Raw genomic sequence first — 14,288 nt, 5'->3', positions numbered from 1 at the left:
CGGCAACCCCTGCGCGCGGAGCGAGTGGTTCCTAGGCTGGAGGAGGTGGGCGCCCGCCCGCCCTTCCCGAACGGAGACCCCGGATGTCCGACTGGACCTACGACCCCTACGCCCGCCTCGGCGAGGTGCCGACCTTCGCGCTCGAGAGCGACGACATCGCCGACGGCCGGCCACTCGCCGCCCGCCACTACGGCGAGGGCTCAGGTGGCGAGGACGTCTCGCCGCACCTGCGCTGGTCGGGAGCGCCGGAAGGGACGAAGAGCTTCGCCGTGACGGTGTTCGACCCCGACGCGCCGACCGGCTCAGGCTTCTGGCACTGGGCCGTGTACAACCTCCCCGCCGACACCACCGAGCTGCCCACCGGCGCCGGCGCGGCCGGGTTCGAGCTGCTGCCGGCGGGTGCGCAGACCCTCCCCAACGAGATGCGGCTGCGCCAGTTCGTCGGAGCGGCGCCGCCGGACCGCGAGCACCGCTACTTCTTCGTGGTGCACGCCCTCGACGTCGAGTCCCTCGACCTCGACCCGGAGTCGACTCCCGCGATCCTCGGCTTCACCGCACACTTCCACACGCTCGCGCGCGCGCAGATCATCGCCACTGCGACCCCGGACGGTGCGACGGGCTGAGCCCGGCGGCGCTCGCCCAGGGAGGGCGGACACCCGGCGGGGTCGCGGTCCTGCTCCGAGCCCGGCCGATCCCGCCGTCGAGTGCGCGTCGGAGGCGGCCGGGCTAACCGAAGAGAGTGCGCGCCTCCTCGTAGCGCGAGTCGGGCACGGTCTTGAGGGTGCCGAGCGCCTCGGCGAAGTCGACGTGGTAGATGTCGGTGCCGCGCAGGGCGACCATGCGGCCCCAGTGCTCGGCGACGACGGAGTCGATCGCGGCCATGCCCAGGCGGGTCGCGAGCACGCGGTCGAACGCGGTGGGAGTGCCTCCACGCTGGATGTGGCCGAGGGTCGTGGCGCGGGTCTCGATGCCCGTCCGCTCCTCGATCATCGGGGCGAGCATCTCGCCGATGCCGCCCAGGCGTGGCCGGCCGAAGGCGTCGAGGCCGCGCTCGGAGTGGGCGTCGTCCATCGTGTCGAGCGAAAAGCCCTCGGCGACGACGACGAGCGGGGCGCGACCGCGGTCCTGTGCGCTCTGCACCCACTCGACGATCTGGTCGATCGAGGTGCGCTTCTCGGGGATGAGGATCACGTGCGCGCCGGCGGCCATCCCCGAGTGCAGGGCGATCCAGCCGACGTGGCGTCCCATCACCTCGGCGACCATGCAGCGTCCGTGGGAGTCGCCGGTGGTGCGGAGGCGGTCCATCGCGTCGGTCGCGATGCCGACGGCCGTGTCGAAGCCGAACGTGTAGTCGGTGGCTCCGAGATCGTTGTCGATGGTCTTGGGCACCCCGACGATCTTGAGGCCCGCATCGGTGAGGCGCTTGGCCGCCGCGAGCGTGCCCTCGCCTCCGATCGCGATGATCGAGTCGATGCCGTTGCGCTCCATCATCTCGGCGATGCGCTCGGGACCGCCGTTGTCGCCCTCGAACGGGTTCGTCCGGCTGGTGCCGATGATCGTGCCGCCCTGCTTGGCGATGCCCTGGATCTCGGGCCGACCCAGCGGCACGAGATCGCCGTCGACCACACCGCGCCAGCCGTTGCGGAAGCCGACGAACTCCTGGTCGTACACCTTGATGCCCTTGTAGACGGCCCCGCGGATGACAGCGTTCAGCCCTGGGCAGTCGCCGCCGGAGGTCAGGATCCCGATCTTCACCCGCTCAGGTTAGAGGACACGGTGAACGGATGTGCACGCGGACGACGACGGGCCCCTCCTCGCCGCCTCGAGGAAGGGCCCGTCATCATGCGTCGCGCTAGTTGGCCTGGCTGGTGTTGAGTTCGCCGTTCACGCCGCGGGGGAAGAATCCGCCGGTGCGCGAGGCCTTGGGGGTGAGGTAGACGACGTTGAGCACCTGGCCGGGGTTCCGGCTGAAGGCGATCGAGCTGGCGTCGGCCGGGACGATGTTCGCCTGGCCGCCGACCTTCACGCCCTGGTCGACGTCGGTCTTCCCGTCGAGGCTGTCCCGAGCATCCGAGAGCCTGCCCGCCGAGTCCGACAGGTCGGCCGCGTAGAGCGCCGAGCGGATGGCTCCCGCGTGGTACGCCTCCACCGCCAGGATGCCCGCTGCAGCATCGAGGTACGTCTTCGACTGGATGAGGGGAGCGGCACCCTTGTATGCGGTGACTCCCACGTCCTCGAAGACGAAGGCGCCGAGCAGGAAGTTGGCCTCGCTCGCGAACGGGTCGAAGCTTCCTCCCGGCTTGATCAGCCCGGCCGCCGTGGCGGCCGCGGTGAAGCTGGCCTTGAGGTCGATCGCCGGGCGCGCGACGGCGGCGGTGCCGAGGGCCCCGCGGAGGAACTTGACGTGCGCCTTCTCGTCGTTCGCGACCTCGGTGGCGAAGCTCTTGAGCCACGGGGTCGTGAAGGTGACGGGTCGGCCGCCGATGACGCCGCCGGGCGTGCCCCTGCCGGTCACGTCCGAGCCACCGAGTCCGCTGCCGTAGACGGCGCGGAGGTAGAACTCGGCCTCGAGGTACTCGAGGTTGAGGGCGAAGTTGAGGATCGAGGCGTCGCTGGGGCCGCTGGCAGCGACCTCCTCGGCGGAGGCGGTGGGTGCGGCGAGGGCCGCGGCACCGATGCCGAGACCGGCGACTCCCGTGGCCTCGAAGAAACGGCGACGGTCGAGAGCTGTCTCGGAGCTCCGGGCGATCGCTGTGCGGATGAAGGTCGTGTCGAACATGTGCGCATCTCCAGTGATAGGCGGGTGCCGGGCGGCTTCAGCGCCGCCTCGACAGCGCGAAGCTACGCCCGGGATCTCGCTCCTGACCAGTGCAATCCGTGGATCGGACGTGCGCATGTGTTCTGGCCGTCTGGACCAATCCGCCGGGCGTGTCGCTCCGAACACGTGGTGCATGGGGGCTCTGCGCAGACCGCCTCCAGCCCATGTCGGACCCTGCGGTTAGCATCGCTGCGTGCCGACCACTGCTCCCGCGTCCTCTCCCTCCTGGGCGACGGTCTACGCGCCGGTCGAGCCCGTGGATCTCGCGCTCACGATCCGCACCCTGCTGCGCGGCTCGGGTGATCCGACGATGCTGATCGACGCCTCCGGCTTCTGGCGGGCGTTCCGCACTCCGCTCGGTCCCGGCACGCTCCATCTGCGGCAGGCCGTCGACGGCTCGGTGCACGCTCGCACCTGGGGCGAGGGTGCCGAGTGGCTGATCGATCACGTCCCCGAGCTGCTGGGCCACGGTGACGACTGGAGCGGCCTCGACCTCTCGGCGCACACGCCGCTCGCGGAGGTGCTCCGCCGCTCCTCCGGTCTGCGGCTCACCCGCGCGAACTTGGTGTTCGAGATGCTGGCGCCCTCGATCCTCGAGCAGAAGGTCACCAGCACGGAGGCGTGGCGTGCGTACCGCATGCTTGTGCGGCTGCACGGCGAGCCGGCCCCCGGCCCGGTCGCGCTGCACGTGGCTCCGAGTGCGGAGCAGTGGCGGCGTGTCCCCTCGTGGGATTGGCACCGCGCGGGCGTCGATCCCCGGCGCTCCCGCACCCTTCTGACGGCGGCGCTGGTCGCCTCCGGCCTCGAGCGCACCCTCGCACTCGGCAGGGGAGGGGCGGAGGTGGCCCGCCGGCTGCAATCGGTGCCGGGGATCGGGCCGTGGACCGCCTCCGAGGTGATGATGCGCGCGCACGGCGACCCGGATGCGGTCAGCGTCGGCGACTACCACCTCGCCTCCTCCGTCGGCTTCGCGCTGAGCGGGCGCCTGGGTGTCGACGACGACGGGATGCTCGAGCTGCTCGAGCCGTGGCGCGGGCACCGGCAGCGGGTCATCCGGCTGATCGGCTGCAGCGGGGCCAGGAAGCCCCGGCACGGCCCTCGACTGACGATCCAGGATCATCGGTGGCACTGAGACGCTCCTCCACAGCCCGGGATCGGCCGGGAGTCGGCCGGAGCACCGCGTCACGCCCGGCCTGCGCGCCGAGTCGGGCCTAGCCTCGAAGGATGGAGCAGTCGACGACCTCAGGTGTGCCCGGCAGCGACCCGGAGCGCGAGCCCGACGACGCCGTGGTGCAGCCCGAGGGCGCCGACGACGGCGTTGAGGAGGCGTCTGAGCAGAGCGCGACGAGGGCCGACGGCGAGGGGGATGCCACGGTCGATGACGAACCGGTCGTCGAGGACGAGCCGGTGGGGGAGGTCGAGGCTCGTGGGGCGGCAGACCCGGCAGAGGTCGGCGGCGAGGAGGAGCCCGTCGCGGAGGAGGAGCCCGTCGCGAGCGCGGAGCCGGTGTCCGACGGAGAGCCTGCTGCTCCGACTCCGCTCGACTCCGTCGACCTGCCGATGACCGAGCGGGTCGAGGCGCTGGTGCGCCGCTGGCTGGCGCGCAGCCGCGAGTTCCCGGTCGAGCCGGCCGCCCAGCGCCTGGCCGGGGTCCTCGAGGATCCGAACGGTCTCGACTTCACCGTGGGCTTCGTCGACGGCGTCGCCCGCCCCGAAGACCTGACGGTCGCCGCCGAGAACCTGGCGGCGCTCACCGCGAAGACCCCCGCCTTCCTCCCCTCCTACCTGCGCGCCGCCATCACCGCGGGCGGCGCCGTCGGCCCGGTGCTGCCGTGGGTCGTCGTGCCCGCCGCCCGCCGCGTGCTGCGGCGCCTCATCGGGCACCTCGTGGTCGACGCGTCGGAGGCGCGCCTCGGCGCCGCCCTCGCGGCGCTCCGCGAGGACGGCGACCGCCTCAACCTGAACCTCCTCGGCGAGGCGGTGCTCGGCGAGCGCGAGGCGCGGCGCCGCCTCGAGGGCACCCGGAGCCTGCTGGAGCGCCCCGACGTCGACTACGTGAGCATCAAGGTCTCGAGCGTCGTGAGCCAGCTCTCGATGTGGGCGTTCGAGGAGGAGGTCGACCGCGTCGTCGAGCGCCTCACTCCGCTCTACCAGACCGCCGCGTCGAGTCCCGAGCCCACCTTCATCAACCTCGACATGGAGGAGTACCGCGATCTCGATCTCACGGTCACGGTGTTCCGACGTCTCCTCGAACAGCCGGGCATGCTCCAGCTCGAGGCGGGCATCGTCCTGCAGGCGTACCTGCCCGACTCCCTCCGCGTGCTCCACGAGCTGACCGAGTGGGCGACCGAGCGGCGAGCCCGCGGAGGAGCGCCGATCAAAGTGCGCGTGGTCAAGGGAGCCAACCTGGCGATGGAGCGCGTCGACGCGGCCCTGCACGACTGGCCGCTCGCGACCGTGGGCAGCAAGGCGGAGACCGATACGAACTACAAGCGGCTCCTCGACCGTGCGCTGCGGCCCGAGCACACCGACGCGGTGCGAATCGGTGTCGCCGGTCACAACCTCTTCGACCTCGCCTGGGCGTGGCTGACCGCGAACGACCGCGGCGTGGCCGAGGCGGTCGACATCGAGATGCTGCTCGGCATGGCGACGGGTCAGGCCCGCGCGGTCCGCGAGGACGTCGGACGCCTTCTTCTCTACACGCCCGTCGTGCATCCCCACGAGTTCGACGTCGCCATCTCCTACCTCATCCGCCGGCTGGAGGAGAACGCCAGTCCCGAGAACTTCCTCTCGGCGGTGTTCGAGCTCGACGACGAGGAGGTGCTGCAGCGGGAGCTCGGCCGGTTCCGCTCCTCCCTCGACGCCCTCGACGACGAGGCGCCCGGCTCCCGTCGCACGCAGGACCGACTCCGCGAGTGGTCCTCGGGCTCGGGTCGCCAACTGGTGCAGGAGCACGCCCGCGCGGGCGAGCGCGCGCAGGACCCGGCGGCGGCGGGACTGACCCAGGCGGTCCTCGGTCTCAGCCGCGGTTCCGGTGCGGCAGCGGCCACGACCGGCTTCCGCAACGAGCCCGACACCGATCCGGCACTCCCCGGCAACCGCCGCTGGGCGCGACTGATCATCGAGCGCATCGCCGGCTCCACCATCGGCACGAGCACGGCCGACGCGGCGCGAGTGAGCACCGAGGCCCAGCTGCAGGAGGTGCTGCGCACCGTCTCCGACCGCGCAGAGCGGTGGGGCGAGCGGCTCGGATACGACCGCGCGGCCGTGCTCGACCGCGCCGGGCTCGCGCTGGCCGCCAACCGCGACCGCCTGATCGAGGTGATGGCCTCCGAGACCGGCAAGACGATCGCCGAGGCCGATCCCGAGGTCTCCGAGGCGATCGACTTCGCGCACTACTACGCCACCCGTGCCCGTGAGCTCGACGTCGTCGGCGGCGCGACCTTCGTGCCCGAGCGGCTCACGGTCGTCGCGCCGCCGTGGAACTTCCCCGTCGCGATCCCCGCCGGCTCGATCCTCGCGGCGCTCGCCGCCGGCTCCGGAGTCGTGGTGAAGCCCGCCCCGCAGGCGCGCCGCTGCGCCGCCGTGCTCGTCGAGGCGCTCTGGGACGCGGGCGTACCGCAGGAGCTGCTCGCGCTGGTCGACCTCGATGAAGACGAGCTCGGCCGCGCGCTCATCAGCGACCCCCTCGTCGACCGGGTGCTGCTCACCGGGTCCTTCGAGACCGCGAGTCTGTTCCGCTCGTGGCGGCCCGACCTCGCTCTCCAGGCCGAGACCAGCGGCAAGAACGCGATCGTCGTCACTCCGCACGCCGATTACGACCTCGCGGTGGCCGACATCGTGCGCAGCGCCTTCGGCCACGCGGGGCAGAAGTGCTCCGCCGCCTCGCTGGTCATCCTCGTCGGATCGGTCGCACGATCCAAGCGCTTCCGGGCCCAGCTCGTCGATGCAGTCACCTCGCTCCGCGTCGGCTACCCCGACGACCCGACATCGGTGATGGGCCCGCTCATCGAGGAGCCGACCGGCAAGCTCCTGCACGCGCTGACCGCGCTCGGCGGCGGCGAGTCGTGGCTGGTCGAGCCGCGGCGCCTCGACGAGAGCGGTCGGCTCTGGTCGCCGGGCGTGCGCGACGGCGTCACCGAAGACAGCTACGTCCATCTCACCGAGTTCTTCGGGCCGGTGCTCGGGATCATGCACGCCGCGACTCTCGAGGACGCGATCCGCATGCAGAACGGCACCGACTACGGCCTCACCGCCGGCCTGCACTCGCTGCACCCCGATGAGCTCGCGCTGTGGATCGACTCCGTCGAAGCAGGCAACCTCTACATCAACCGCGGCATCACCGGCGCGATCGTGCGGCGCCAGCCGTTCGGCGGGTGGAAGCGCTCCTCCGTCGGCGGCGGAGCGAAAGCCGGCGGGCCGAACCACCTGATCGGCCTCGGCTCGTGGAAGCCATCGCCGGCCCGCAGTTCCTCGACGCTGCACCTGCGGGGCCTCGACGACCGCGCCCGCCAGTTCATCGAGGCGGCTCAGTCCTCGCTCCGGTTCGAGCAGTTCGACCTCCTGCGCCGCTCCGCGCTCTCGGACCAGCTCGCCTGGGCGACCGAGTTCGGCGTGGTCACCGACATCTCGAAGGTCGGAGTCGAGCGCAACCTGTTCCGCTATCTCCGGGTGCCGGTCGCTCTGCGCCTGGCCGACGGTGGCGACCTCGGCGAACTCCTCCGGGTGATCGCCGCGGGCCTGCTCACACGCTCGCGGATGGACATCTCGACATCCGTGCCGCTGCCTCCGCAGGTGCGGCAGATGCTCTCGGGCGACGAGCTCGCCGAGATGGCCGGCCTCGTCCCGCGCATCGTCGTCGAGACCGACGCCCACTGGCTCGAGCGGGCCGCGGCCGGCCGCATCACGGCCAACCGCATCCGGATCATCGGCGACATCGTCTCGGACCGCGTCGACGGTTACACCGGCGCCGAACCCTCATCCCAGCCCACTGAGCAACAGGCTGTCGTGCGGCGCTCCGCCGATACCGCCGGCTCCTTCACCGATGTGGTCGCCGGAGTGACACGAGGCAGCACGGGCGCTCCGGTGCCGCTGCAACGCGCCGACGGCTCCCGGGTGCCGCTCGCCACCGCGCTCGCCGAGGCGATCGGAGGCGCGCTCGACACGGTGATCTACGCCGACCCGGTCACGCCCGCCGGACGAGTGGAATTGCTGCCGTTCCTCCGCGAACAGGCGATCTCGATCACCAACCACCGCTTCGGCACCCCGATCGACCTGAGCGACGACGTGGTGTGACGCTCTGCTCGGGTCCCCGCCCCGCTCGCGCTGTCCTCGTGGCGGGGTGGCGGGTTCGAGGGGGCGGGGTGCGGTCGGCTACGGCGATCCACGGGAACCCGAATCGGCGGGTCGCCGTGGTGTCGAGTCGGGTGAGGGCCGGTTCCGGATCGCCCGGCACGGCGGACTGCGGTGAGCGGGGACTTACTTGTCGCGGCAACCACTGACTACACTCGGGGGATGAGCAGGCCCGAGACCCGCTGGCTGACGCCGGATCAGCTCGACGCGTGGCTGCGCTTCATCGCTGTCGTCGAGCTTCTCCCGGGTGCCCTCGACACGCAGCTCCAGCGCGACGCGGGGCTCACCCACTTCGAGTACCTCACCCTGGCGATGCTCTCGGAGGCTCCGGAGCGCGCTCTGCGGATGACGACGCTCGCCGCGCGCACCAACGCGACCCTCCCGCGGCTCTCGCACGTGGTGACGCGACTCGTGGCCCGCGGCTACCTGGAGCGGCGACCGTGCGCCTCCGACGGCCGCGCGACGAACGCCGTGCTCACCGAGGCGGGCCTGCAGAAGATCGTCGAGACGGCGCCCGGTCACGTCGCGACGGTTCTCGCCGACGTCATCGATCCCCTCGACGTCGAGCAGATCCCACAGCTGGCCGAGATCATGGCCCGCATGCTGACCCGCCTCGACCCGGAGGGCCGGATGACGGTCGACGCGGTGCGCTCCTCGCTCGGCGATCCCGACACCCGGGACTGCTGAGGGCTCAGGCGGTGGCCGGCGCCGGTACGACCATCGGCCGCGCGCCGCGTGAGAGTCCGTGCCATCCTCGTGCTGTGCAGTTCACAACGACCCTCTTCGCGATCGGCAGCAACACCGGCATCGAGGTGCCGCCCGAGGTCCTGGAGGCTCTCGGCGGAGGCAAGCGGCCGGCCGTCGCCGTCACGGTCAACGGCTACCGCTTCACCAGCACGGTCGGCGCGAGGGAGGGGCGGGCCCTGATCCCCTTCTCGGCCGACAAGCGCCGCGAGACCGGGCTCGCCGGGGGCGACGCGATCGAGGTCGAGCTCGAGCTCGACGCCACTCCCCGCCTCGTCGTCGTGCCCGATGATCTGGCATCGGCACTGGCGGAGGCGGGCGCGGTGGAGCGATTCGCGGCGCTCTCGCCGAGTGCGCGCAAGGCCCACGTCGGAGCGGTCGAGGGAGCGAAGGCGGCCGAGACCCGGGCGCGCCGGGTCGCCTCCGTGGTCGCCGCGCTCTCGACCTGACCCGCGCCGGCCGGCCCGGCCGCGCCCCCGGTGAAGGCTAGGCTGCCCTTCGGCGCATCACGGCGGCGCGCCGAGAGCATGGAGTCGGGGGACGATGTGGGTGCTGTTCGACGGTGGGTGTTCCCGATCGTGTGGATGGTGATCATCGGGGCGGCGAGCGTCGCCCTGCTGAAGATCGCCTTCTTCCCCGATCGGGCGGCCGAGGGCGATCCGACGCAGCCGACGGGCGAGATCACCGAGCCTCTCGTGACGGTCGGCTGGGGCACCGTCACGAACGACCTCACTCTGCAGGGAACCGTCGCCGCCGACCCCGCCGTGCCCCTCAAGGCCACGGCCGCAGGGACCGTCGACGACGTGTACGTGCAGCAGGGCGCGGCCGTCGCCTCGGGCGACCTGATCTACGACATCCGTGTCGAGACTCCGCAGGACCCGGTGCAGACCACGGGCGCGGACGGCGCCGTGAGCGTCAGCCAGCCCCCGCCCGCCGTGCGCTTCGAGCGCGTCTACGCCGCGACCGGCGGCACGCTCAGCGCTCTCGGCGTCATCCACGATCAGGCGGTCACAGTGGGGGAGGTGACCGGCCAGGTCGCGCCTCCGAGCTATGCCGTCACCGGCTCGATCGACGCGCAGCAGCTCTATCGCATCCAGAACCGGCCGACGGAGGCGCAGGTCGCGATCACCGGCGGCCCGGCCGGCTTCACCTGCACAGACCTGACCATCACCACTCCGCTCGCGGGCGCGGGCCAGAGCGCGGCCGCTCCCAGCGACCCGGAGGCGGCGCCGGGCGCCGGCCCGTCCTCCGGCTCCGGCACCAGCTTCACCTGCCAGGTGCCCGCCGAGATCACGGTGTTCCCGGGGCTTGCCGCGTCGGTGACGCTGGCCGGCGGTCGGGCCGACGGCGTCCTGGTCGTGCCGACGACCGCGGTCGAGGGCACGGCCCAGTCGGGAGTCGTCTTCCGCCGCACCGCCGACGGCGGTACCGAGGAGGTGCCCGTCACCCTCGGGCTCACCGACGGCACCTCCGTCGAGATCACCGGCGGCATCGACGAGGGCACCGAACTCCTGCAGTTCGTGCCCGGCGCGGGTGCGGAGGAGGACGGCGTGCAGTTCGGCGCGAACTGCGTCGCGCAGCCGGACGGCTCGGTCGTCTGCTCGTGACGATCCTCCGCCTCGAGGGCATCCGGAAGGTCGTGCCCCTGCCCGACGCGCCGCCGCTGACGATCCTCGACGGCGTCGATCTGGAGGTCGGCGAGGGCGACCACGTGTCTGTCGTCGGCCGCAGCGGCTCCGGCAAGTCGACTCTGCTCAACATCCTCGGACTCATCGACGAGCCCACCGAGGGACGGATGCTGCTCGAGGACAGCCCGACCGAGACCCTCTCCTCGCGGGCCAGGGCGAGGATCCGCGGCGGGAGCATCGGCTTCATCTTCCAGCAGTTCAACCTGCTCGAGGGCCGCACCGCCCGCGAGAACGTGATGACTCCGCTGCTCTACGCGACCGGCTCCGAGTTCTGGCGCCGCTCGGCCCTTGCCGCCGAGATGCTCGAGCGGGTGGGCCTGGGGCACCGGGTCGACTCGATGCCCGGGCGCATGTCCGGAGGCGAGCAGCAGCGCATCGCGATCGCCCGCGCTCTCGTGCGCCGCCCCCGCCTGATCCTCGCCGACGAGCCCACGGGCGCTCTCGACACCGACACGGGCGAGAGCGTGATGGGCCTGCTCGACGAGATCGCGCGCGAGTCCGGCTCGGCCCTGGTCACCATCACGCACGATCCCGCGATCGCCGCGAGGGCGGAGCGCCACTACCGGCTCGACCACGGCCGCCTCGGCGTGACGGCGGAGGCCCGCTGATGCGCGGCATCGTCGGGATCGCCGGCGCGATCGTCGAGGCGTGGACCGAGCTGCGGATCCACCGCGGCCGGGTGCTGCTCTCTCTGATCGGAGTGGCGGTGGCGGTGGCCGCGCTGACCGCGGTGGTCGCTGCCGGCGGCATCGCTCGCCAGGCCAACATCGAGCAGGCCGAGCGCTCCAGCGGTCGTCCGGCCAGCCTCCACGTCTCCGTCTACTCGTCCGGCACCGGCACCGGCACCGGGGTCGACCTCGACGCGCTGCAGACGGCCTGGCAGGGCGTGCTCGAGCGCTACTCCATCGACTACGCGAGCCGGTCCACCTCCGGCAGCGCCCGCGTGCAGTTCGCCGATGGCGCCGTCGAGGTGCCGGTGCAGGCGGTCGACCAGCCGTACGCCGTGATGCACCGCCTGACGATCGTGCACGGCGGCTGGTTCACCGACGGGGACGCACAGCGCCTGGCTCCCGCACTCGTCGTGAACGAGCGCTTCTGGGAGCGGCTCGGCAGCCCGGATCTGCGCACCCACCCGGTCGTGAGCCTGCTCGGCTCCGAGCGGAACACGACCGGAGTCGTGGTCGGCGTCACTCCGTCGACGCAGTGGGAGACGACACCCTCGATGATGATGCTCGTCGACGCCTCTCCGGCGGTCGCCGAGAACGCCGACCCGGCGAACGGTGGTTCGTCGACTCCCGGCTACGAGATGTGGGTGCCGCTCGAGCTCGCCGAGCCGCTCGCAGCGGCTGTGCAGCGCGACATCGCGGGGGCGCTCGGCGAGGGCGTCACCGTGTCGGTGGACCGGCGGGACTACCTCGTGTACGACTCCGACCCCTTCGGCGTGCTGACCGCGGTGATCGGCGGCGTGGCGGGCCTGGTGCTCGCGCTGGGCGCGCTCGGGCTGCTGAACATCGCCCTGGTCACCGTGCGCCAGCGGATCCGCGAGATCGGGATCCGGCGCAGCTTCGGCGCCTCCTCGGGCCGGATCTTCTTCTCGATCATGATGGAGAGCGTGGTGGCGACCGTGGTCGCCGGCGTGATCGGAGTCACGATCGCCGTCGTCCTGATCACCAACCCGTGGACGGTCGCCTTCGTGAAGGAGAACGGGATCGCAGACATCCCGGCATTCCCGGTGGACGCGGCGCTGCTCGGGCTCGGGGCGGCGACGCTGGTCGGCGCTCTTGCGGGCCTCGTGCCGGCGATCGTGGCGGTCCGCGTGAAGGTGATCGACGCGATCCGCTACTGATGCCTGTTCAGCCGAGCGTGAGCACCAGCTCGTCGCCGTCGACCTCGGCCCGGGCGCCGGAGTAGTCCCGGATCCGTGGGAGTCCGCGTGTGCTCGCGCTCTCGTGGCTCCCGACCACCACGACGCGCATTCCGGCGTCGAGTCCCGAGCGGATCCCCGCCTCCGCGTCCTCGAAGACCAGCGCGTCGTCCGGAGCGACGCCGAGCCGCGCCGCGGCGGCCAGGTAGCCGTCGGGGGCTGGCTTGCCGTTCGCGACGTCGTGCGCGGTGACGATCGTGCCGGGCGAGGGGACCCCCGCCGCCCGGAGACGTCCGGCGGCCAGGCCGGGGCTCGCAGAGGTGACCAGCGCGACCCGCTCACCCGGGAGCGAGGCGAGGAACGCTGCGGCACCGGGGATCTCGACCGTGCTCTCGGTGTGCTCGAGCTCGAAGGCGTCGAGCTCGGCGACGATGACCTCGACGTCGGACCCCTCAGGGGCGAAGCGTCGGACGCTGTCGGCGGCCCGCACGCCGTGGACGGCCGCGAGAACCGTGGCGCGGTCGAGACCGAAGCGCTCGGCGAACGCGCTCCAGATCCTCTCCACGACGGCCGTCGAGTCGACGAGCGTCCCGTCCATGTCGAAGAGGGCGGCGCGGGCGCGGAGGAGGTGGGCCATGCCTCCATCCTCCCCGATGCGGCCTGGACGCCGTTGTCGCGGACCGGCGGCACCGGACAGCGCGCGGACAGCGCGCGGTCAGCTGGCCTCCAGGTGGAGCCTCGGGTGGCAGCACTACGGTGGGTCCTGAAGACGGGCAGAACGCCCGGAGGCGAGCGGAGGACGCGATGACGGACGACAACGGAACCGGTTCGGACCAGGGCGCGAGCAGCGGCGATGCCTCCGGGCCCCGCGCCGGCTGGTACCCGGACCCCGCGGGCTCGCCCCGCCAGCGCTGGTGGGACGGCTCCGGTTGGACCGAATCGCTGCGCGATGCTCCCGTGGCGGCTCCGCCCGCGCCGCCGGTGGCGACGCCCGCGGAGCGTGTGGCTGCGCCTCCGACCCCGCCCGCGCCCCCCGTCGAGCGCCCCGCCTACGGAGAGACCTCGAGCGGAGCGGCGACCGGCTACGGCCAGACCGCCTCGGGGCAGTACCCCCAGCAGCCGGCCGCCGCGGAGCCGCAGCAGAGCTACGGACAGCACGCGCAGCAGCCCTCCGCGCAGCAGCCGTACGGCGAGCAGGTTCCGCAGCAGCCGTACCAGCAGCCCGCCTACCCGCAGCCCTCGCCTTCGGCCGGCGCCGCGCCGCAGCAGCGCGATACGAGCATCGTCACCGCCACTCCGTGGATCTGGGTCGTCGTGCTCCTGCCCCTGCTCTCGGCGCTCTCGATCTTCCTGCTCCCGCCGAGCGCGATCGTGGACTCGTCGATGTCCTCGACCTACGGGCCGCGCGCCTCCATGGGGATGTCCACCGCCTACTTCGTCGGCCTCGGGGTGCTCCAGGTGGTCGGTTTCCTGATCTACGCCGCCGAGGTCGTGTTCGCCTTCCTCGACTGGCGCCAGCTCAAGAGGGCCGGCCTCCAGCGTCCGTTCCACTGGGCGTGGGCCTTCCTCGCTGCTCCGTACGTCTATGTGATCGGCCGGAGTGTCATCGTCAAGCGCGTGACCGGCGGTGGTCTGCTGCCGCTCTGGGTCTTCCTCGGAGTCGTGGTCGTCTCGTTCGTCATCGCGATCGGCTGGGCCGCCGCTCTCTTCACGGAGTTCTCGCAGACGTTCTCGCCCACGGGCTTCTGATCCGTTCAGCGCCGACCACTCGGACGGGGGCCGGTCCGCGGACCGAGGTCACGGCAGGGAACCGGGTGCACAG

Annotated in this window: 12 protein-coding genes; 9 read left to right on the top strand and 3 right to left on the bottom strand. The window is 72.2% G+C overall.

Annotation, left to right across the window (positions count from 1 at the left end):
- Positions 1 to 83: 83 nt before the first annotated feature.
- Positions 84 to 623: a YbhB/YbcL family Raf kinase inhibitor-like protein gene (locus GSU10_RS12860; RefSeq protein WP_068212574.1), complete on the top strand. Its 540-nt coding sequence runs from the start codon at positions 84 to 86 to the stop codon at positions 621 to 623.
- Between the two features lie 103 nt (positions 624 to 726).
- Here GSU10_RS12860 and GSU10_RS12855 read toward each other — a convergent pair whose 3' ends face one another.
- Together GSU10_RS12855 and GSU10_RS12850 are read right to left on the bottom strand one after the other, a co-directional pair.
- Positions 727 to 1,755, bottom strand: coding sequence for a 6-phosphofructokinase (locus GSU10_RS12855; protein ID WP_068212577.1), 1,029 nt, complete (start codon positions 1,753 to 1,755; stop codon positions 727 to 729).
- 97 nt (positions 1,756 to 1,852) lie between these two features.
- Entirely contained in the window at positions 1,853 to 2,779 is a 927-nt protein-coding gene (locus GSU10_RS12850; RefSeq protein WP_068212580.1) for a ferritin-like domain-containing protein, read from the bottom strand.
- A 232-nt stretch (positions 2,780 to 3,011) separates the two neighbouring features.
- Here GSU10_RS12850 and GSU10_RS12845 point away from each other — a divergent pair, with 232 nt between their 5' ends.
- The 7 genes from GSU10_RS12845 to GSU10_RS12815 all read left to right on the top strand — a co-directional run bounded on the left by GSU10_RS12845 (position 3,012) and on the right by GSU10_RS12815 (position 12,448).
- On the top strand, positions 3,012 to 3,950 hold the full coding sequence (locus GSU10_RS12845) for a DNA-3-methyladenine glycosylase family protein (RefSeq protein WP_068212583.1): 939 nt from the start codon (positions 3,012 to 3,014) through the stop codon (positions 3,948 to 3,950).
- A gap of 428 nt (positions 3,951 to 4,378) precedes the next feature.
- Entirely contained in the window at positions 4,379 to 8,113 is a 3,735-nt protein-coding gene (locus tag GSU10_RS12840; protein ID WP_132505070.1) for a proline dehydrogenase family protein, read from the top strand.
- A gap of 219 nt (positions 8,114 to 8,332) precedes the next feature.
- The gene (locus GSU10_RS12835; protein WP_068213143.1) at positions 8,333 to 8,857 is read left to right on the top strand and encodes a MarR family winged helix-turn-helix transcriptional regulator; all 525 of its coding nucleotides are present in this window, start codon (positions 8,333 to 8,335) and stop codon (positions 8,855 to 8,857) included.
- A gap of 74 nt (positions 8,858 to 8,931) precedes the next feature.
- Positions 8,932 to 9,363, top strand: coding sequence for a YdeI/OmpD-associated family protein (locus GSU10_RS12830; RefSeq protein WP_068213146.1), 432 nt, complete (start codon positions 8,932 to 8,934; stop codon positions 9,361 to 9,363).
- A 135-nt stretch (positions 9,364 to 9,498) separates the two neighbouring features.
- Complete coding sequence (locus GSU10_RS12825) at positions 9,499 to 10,521, top strand: efflux RND transporter periplasmic adaptor subunit (RefSeq protein WP_158286107.1); 1,023 nt, start codon at positions 9,499 to 9,501, stop codon at positions 10,519 to 10,521.
- Positions 10,518 to 11,210, top strand: a complete 693-nt coding sequence (locus tag GSU10_RS12820) for an ABC transporter ATP-binding protein (RefSeq protein ID WP_068213251.1) — start codon at positions 10,518 to 10,520, stop codon at positions 11,208 to 11,210. Before GSU10_RS12825 ends, GSU10_RS12820 begins: the two co-directional genes overlap by 4 nt.
- Complete coding sequence (locus GSU10_RS12815; protein ID WP_082845297.1) at positions 11,210 to 12,448, top strand: ABC transporter permease; 1,239 nt, start codon at positions 11,210 to 11,212, stop codon at positions 12,446 to 12,448. Before GSU10_RS12820 ends, GSU10_RS12815 begins: the two co-directional genes overlap by 1 nt.
- 7 nt (positions 12,449 to 12,455) lie before the next feature.
- On the opposite strand, the gene GSU10_RS12810 is transcribed toward GSU10_RS12815, so the two are convergent.
- Entirely contained in the window at positions 12,456 to 13,103 is a 648-nt protein-coding gene (locus GSU10_RS12810; protein ID WP_068213248.1) for an HAD-IA family hydrolase, read from the bottom strand.
- A 167-nt stretch (positions 13,104 to 13,270) separates the two neighbouring features.
- Between GSU10_RS12810 and GSU10_RS12805 the strand changes: the two genes are divergently transcribed.
- Positions 13,271 to 14,215 (top strand): DUF2510 domain-containing protein, encoded by a 945-nt coding sequence (locus GSU10_RS12805; protein WP_132504986.1) that lies wholly within the window; start codon positions 13,271 to 13,273, stop codon positions 14,213 to 14,215.
- The last annotated feature ends 73 nt before the right edge of the window (positions 14,216 to 14,288 follow it).

This window comes from Rathayibacter tanaceti (assembly GCF_009834165.1).
Lineage (GTDB): Bacteria > Actinomycetota > Actinomycetes > Actinomycetales > Microbacteriaceae > Rathayibacter > Rathayibacter tanaceti.
The sequence above is the reverse complement of the archived record's forward strand: the minus strand, read 5'-3'. Positions and strand labels throughout refer to the sequence as shown.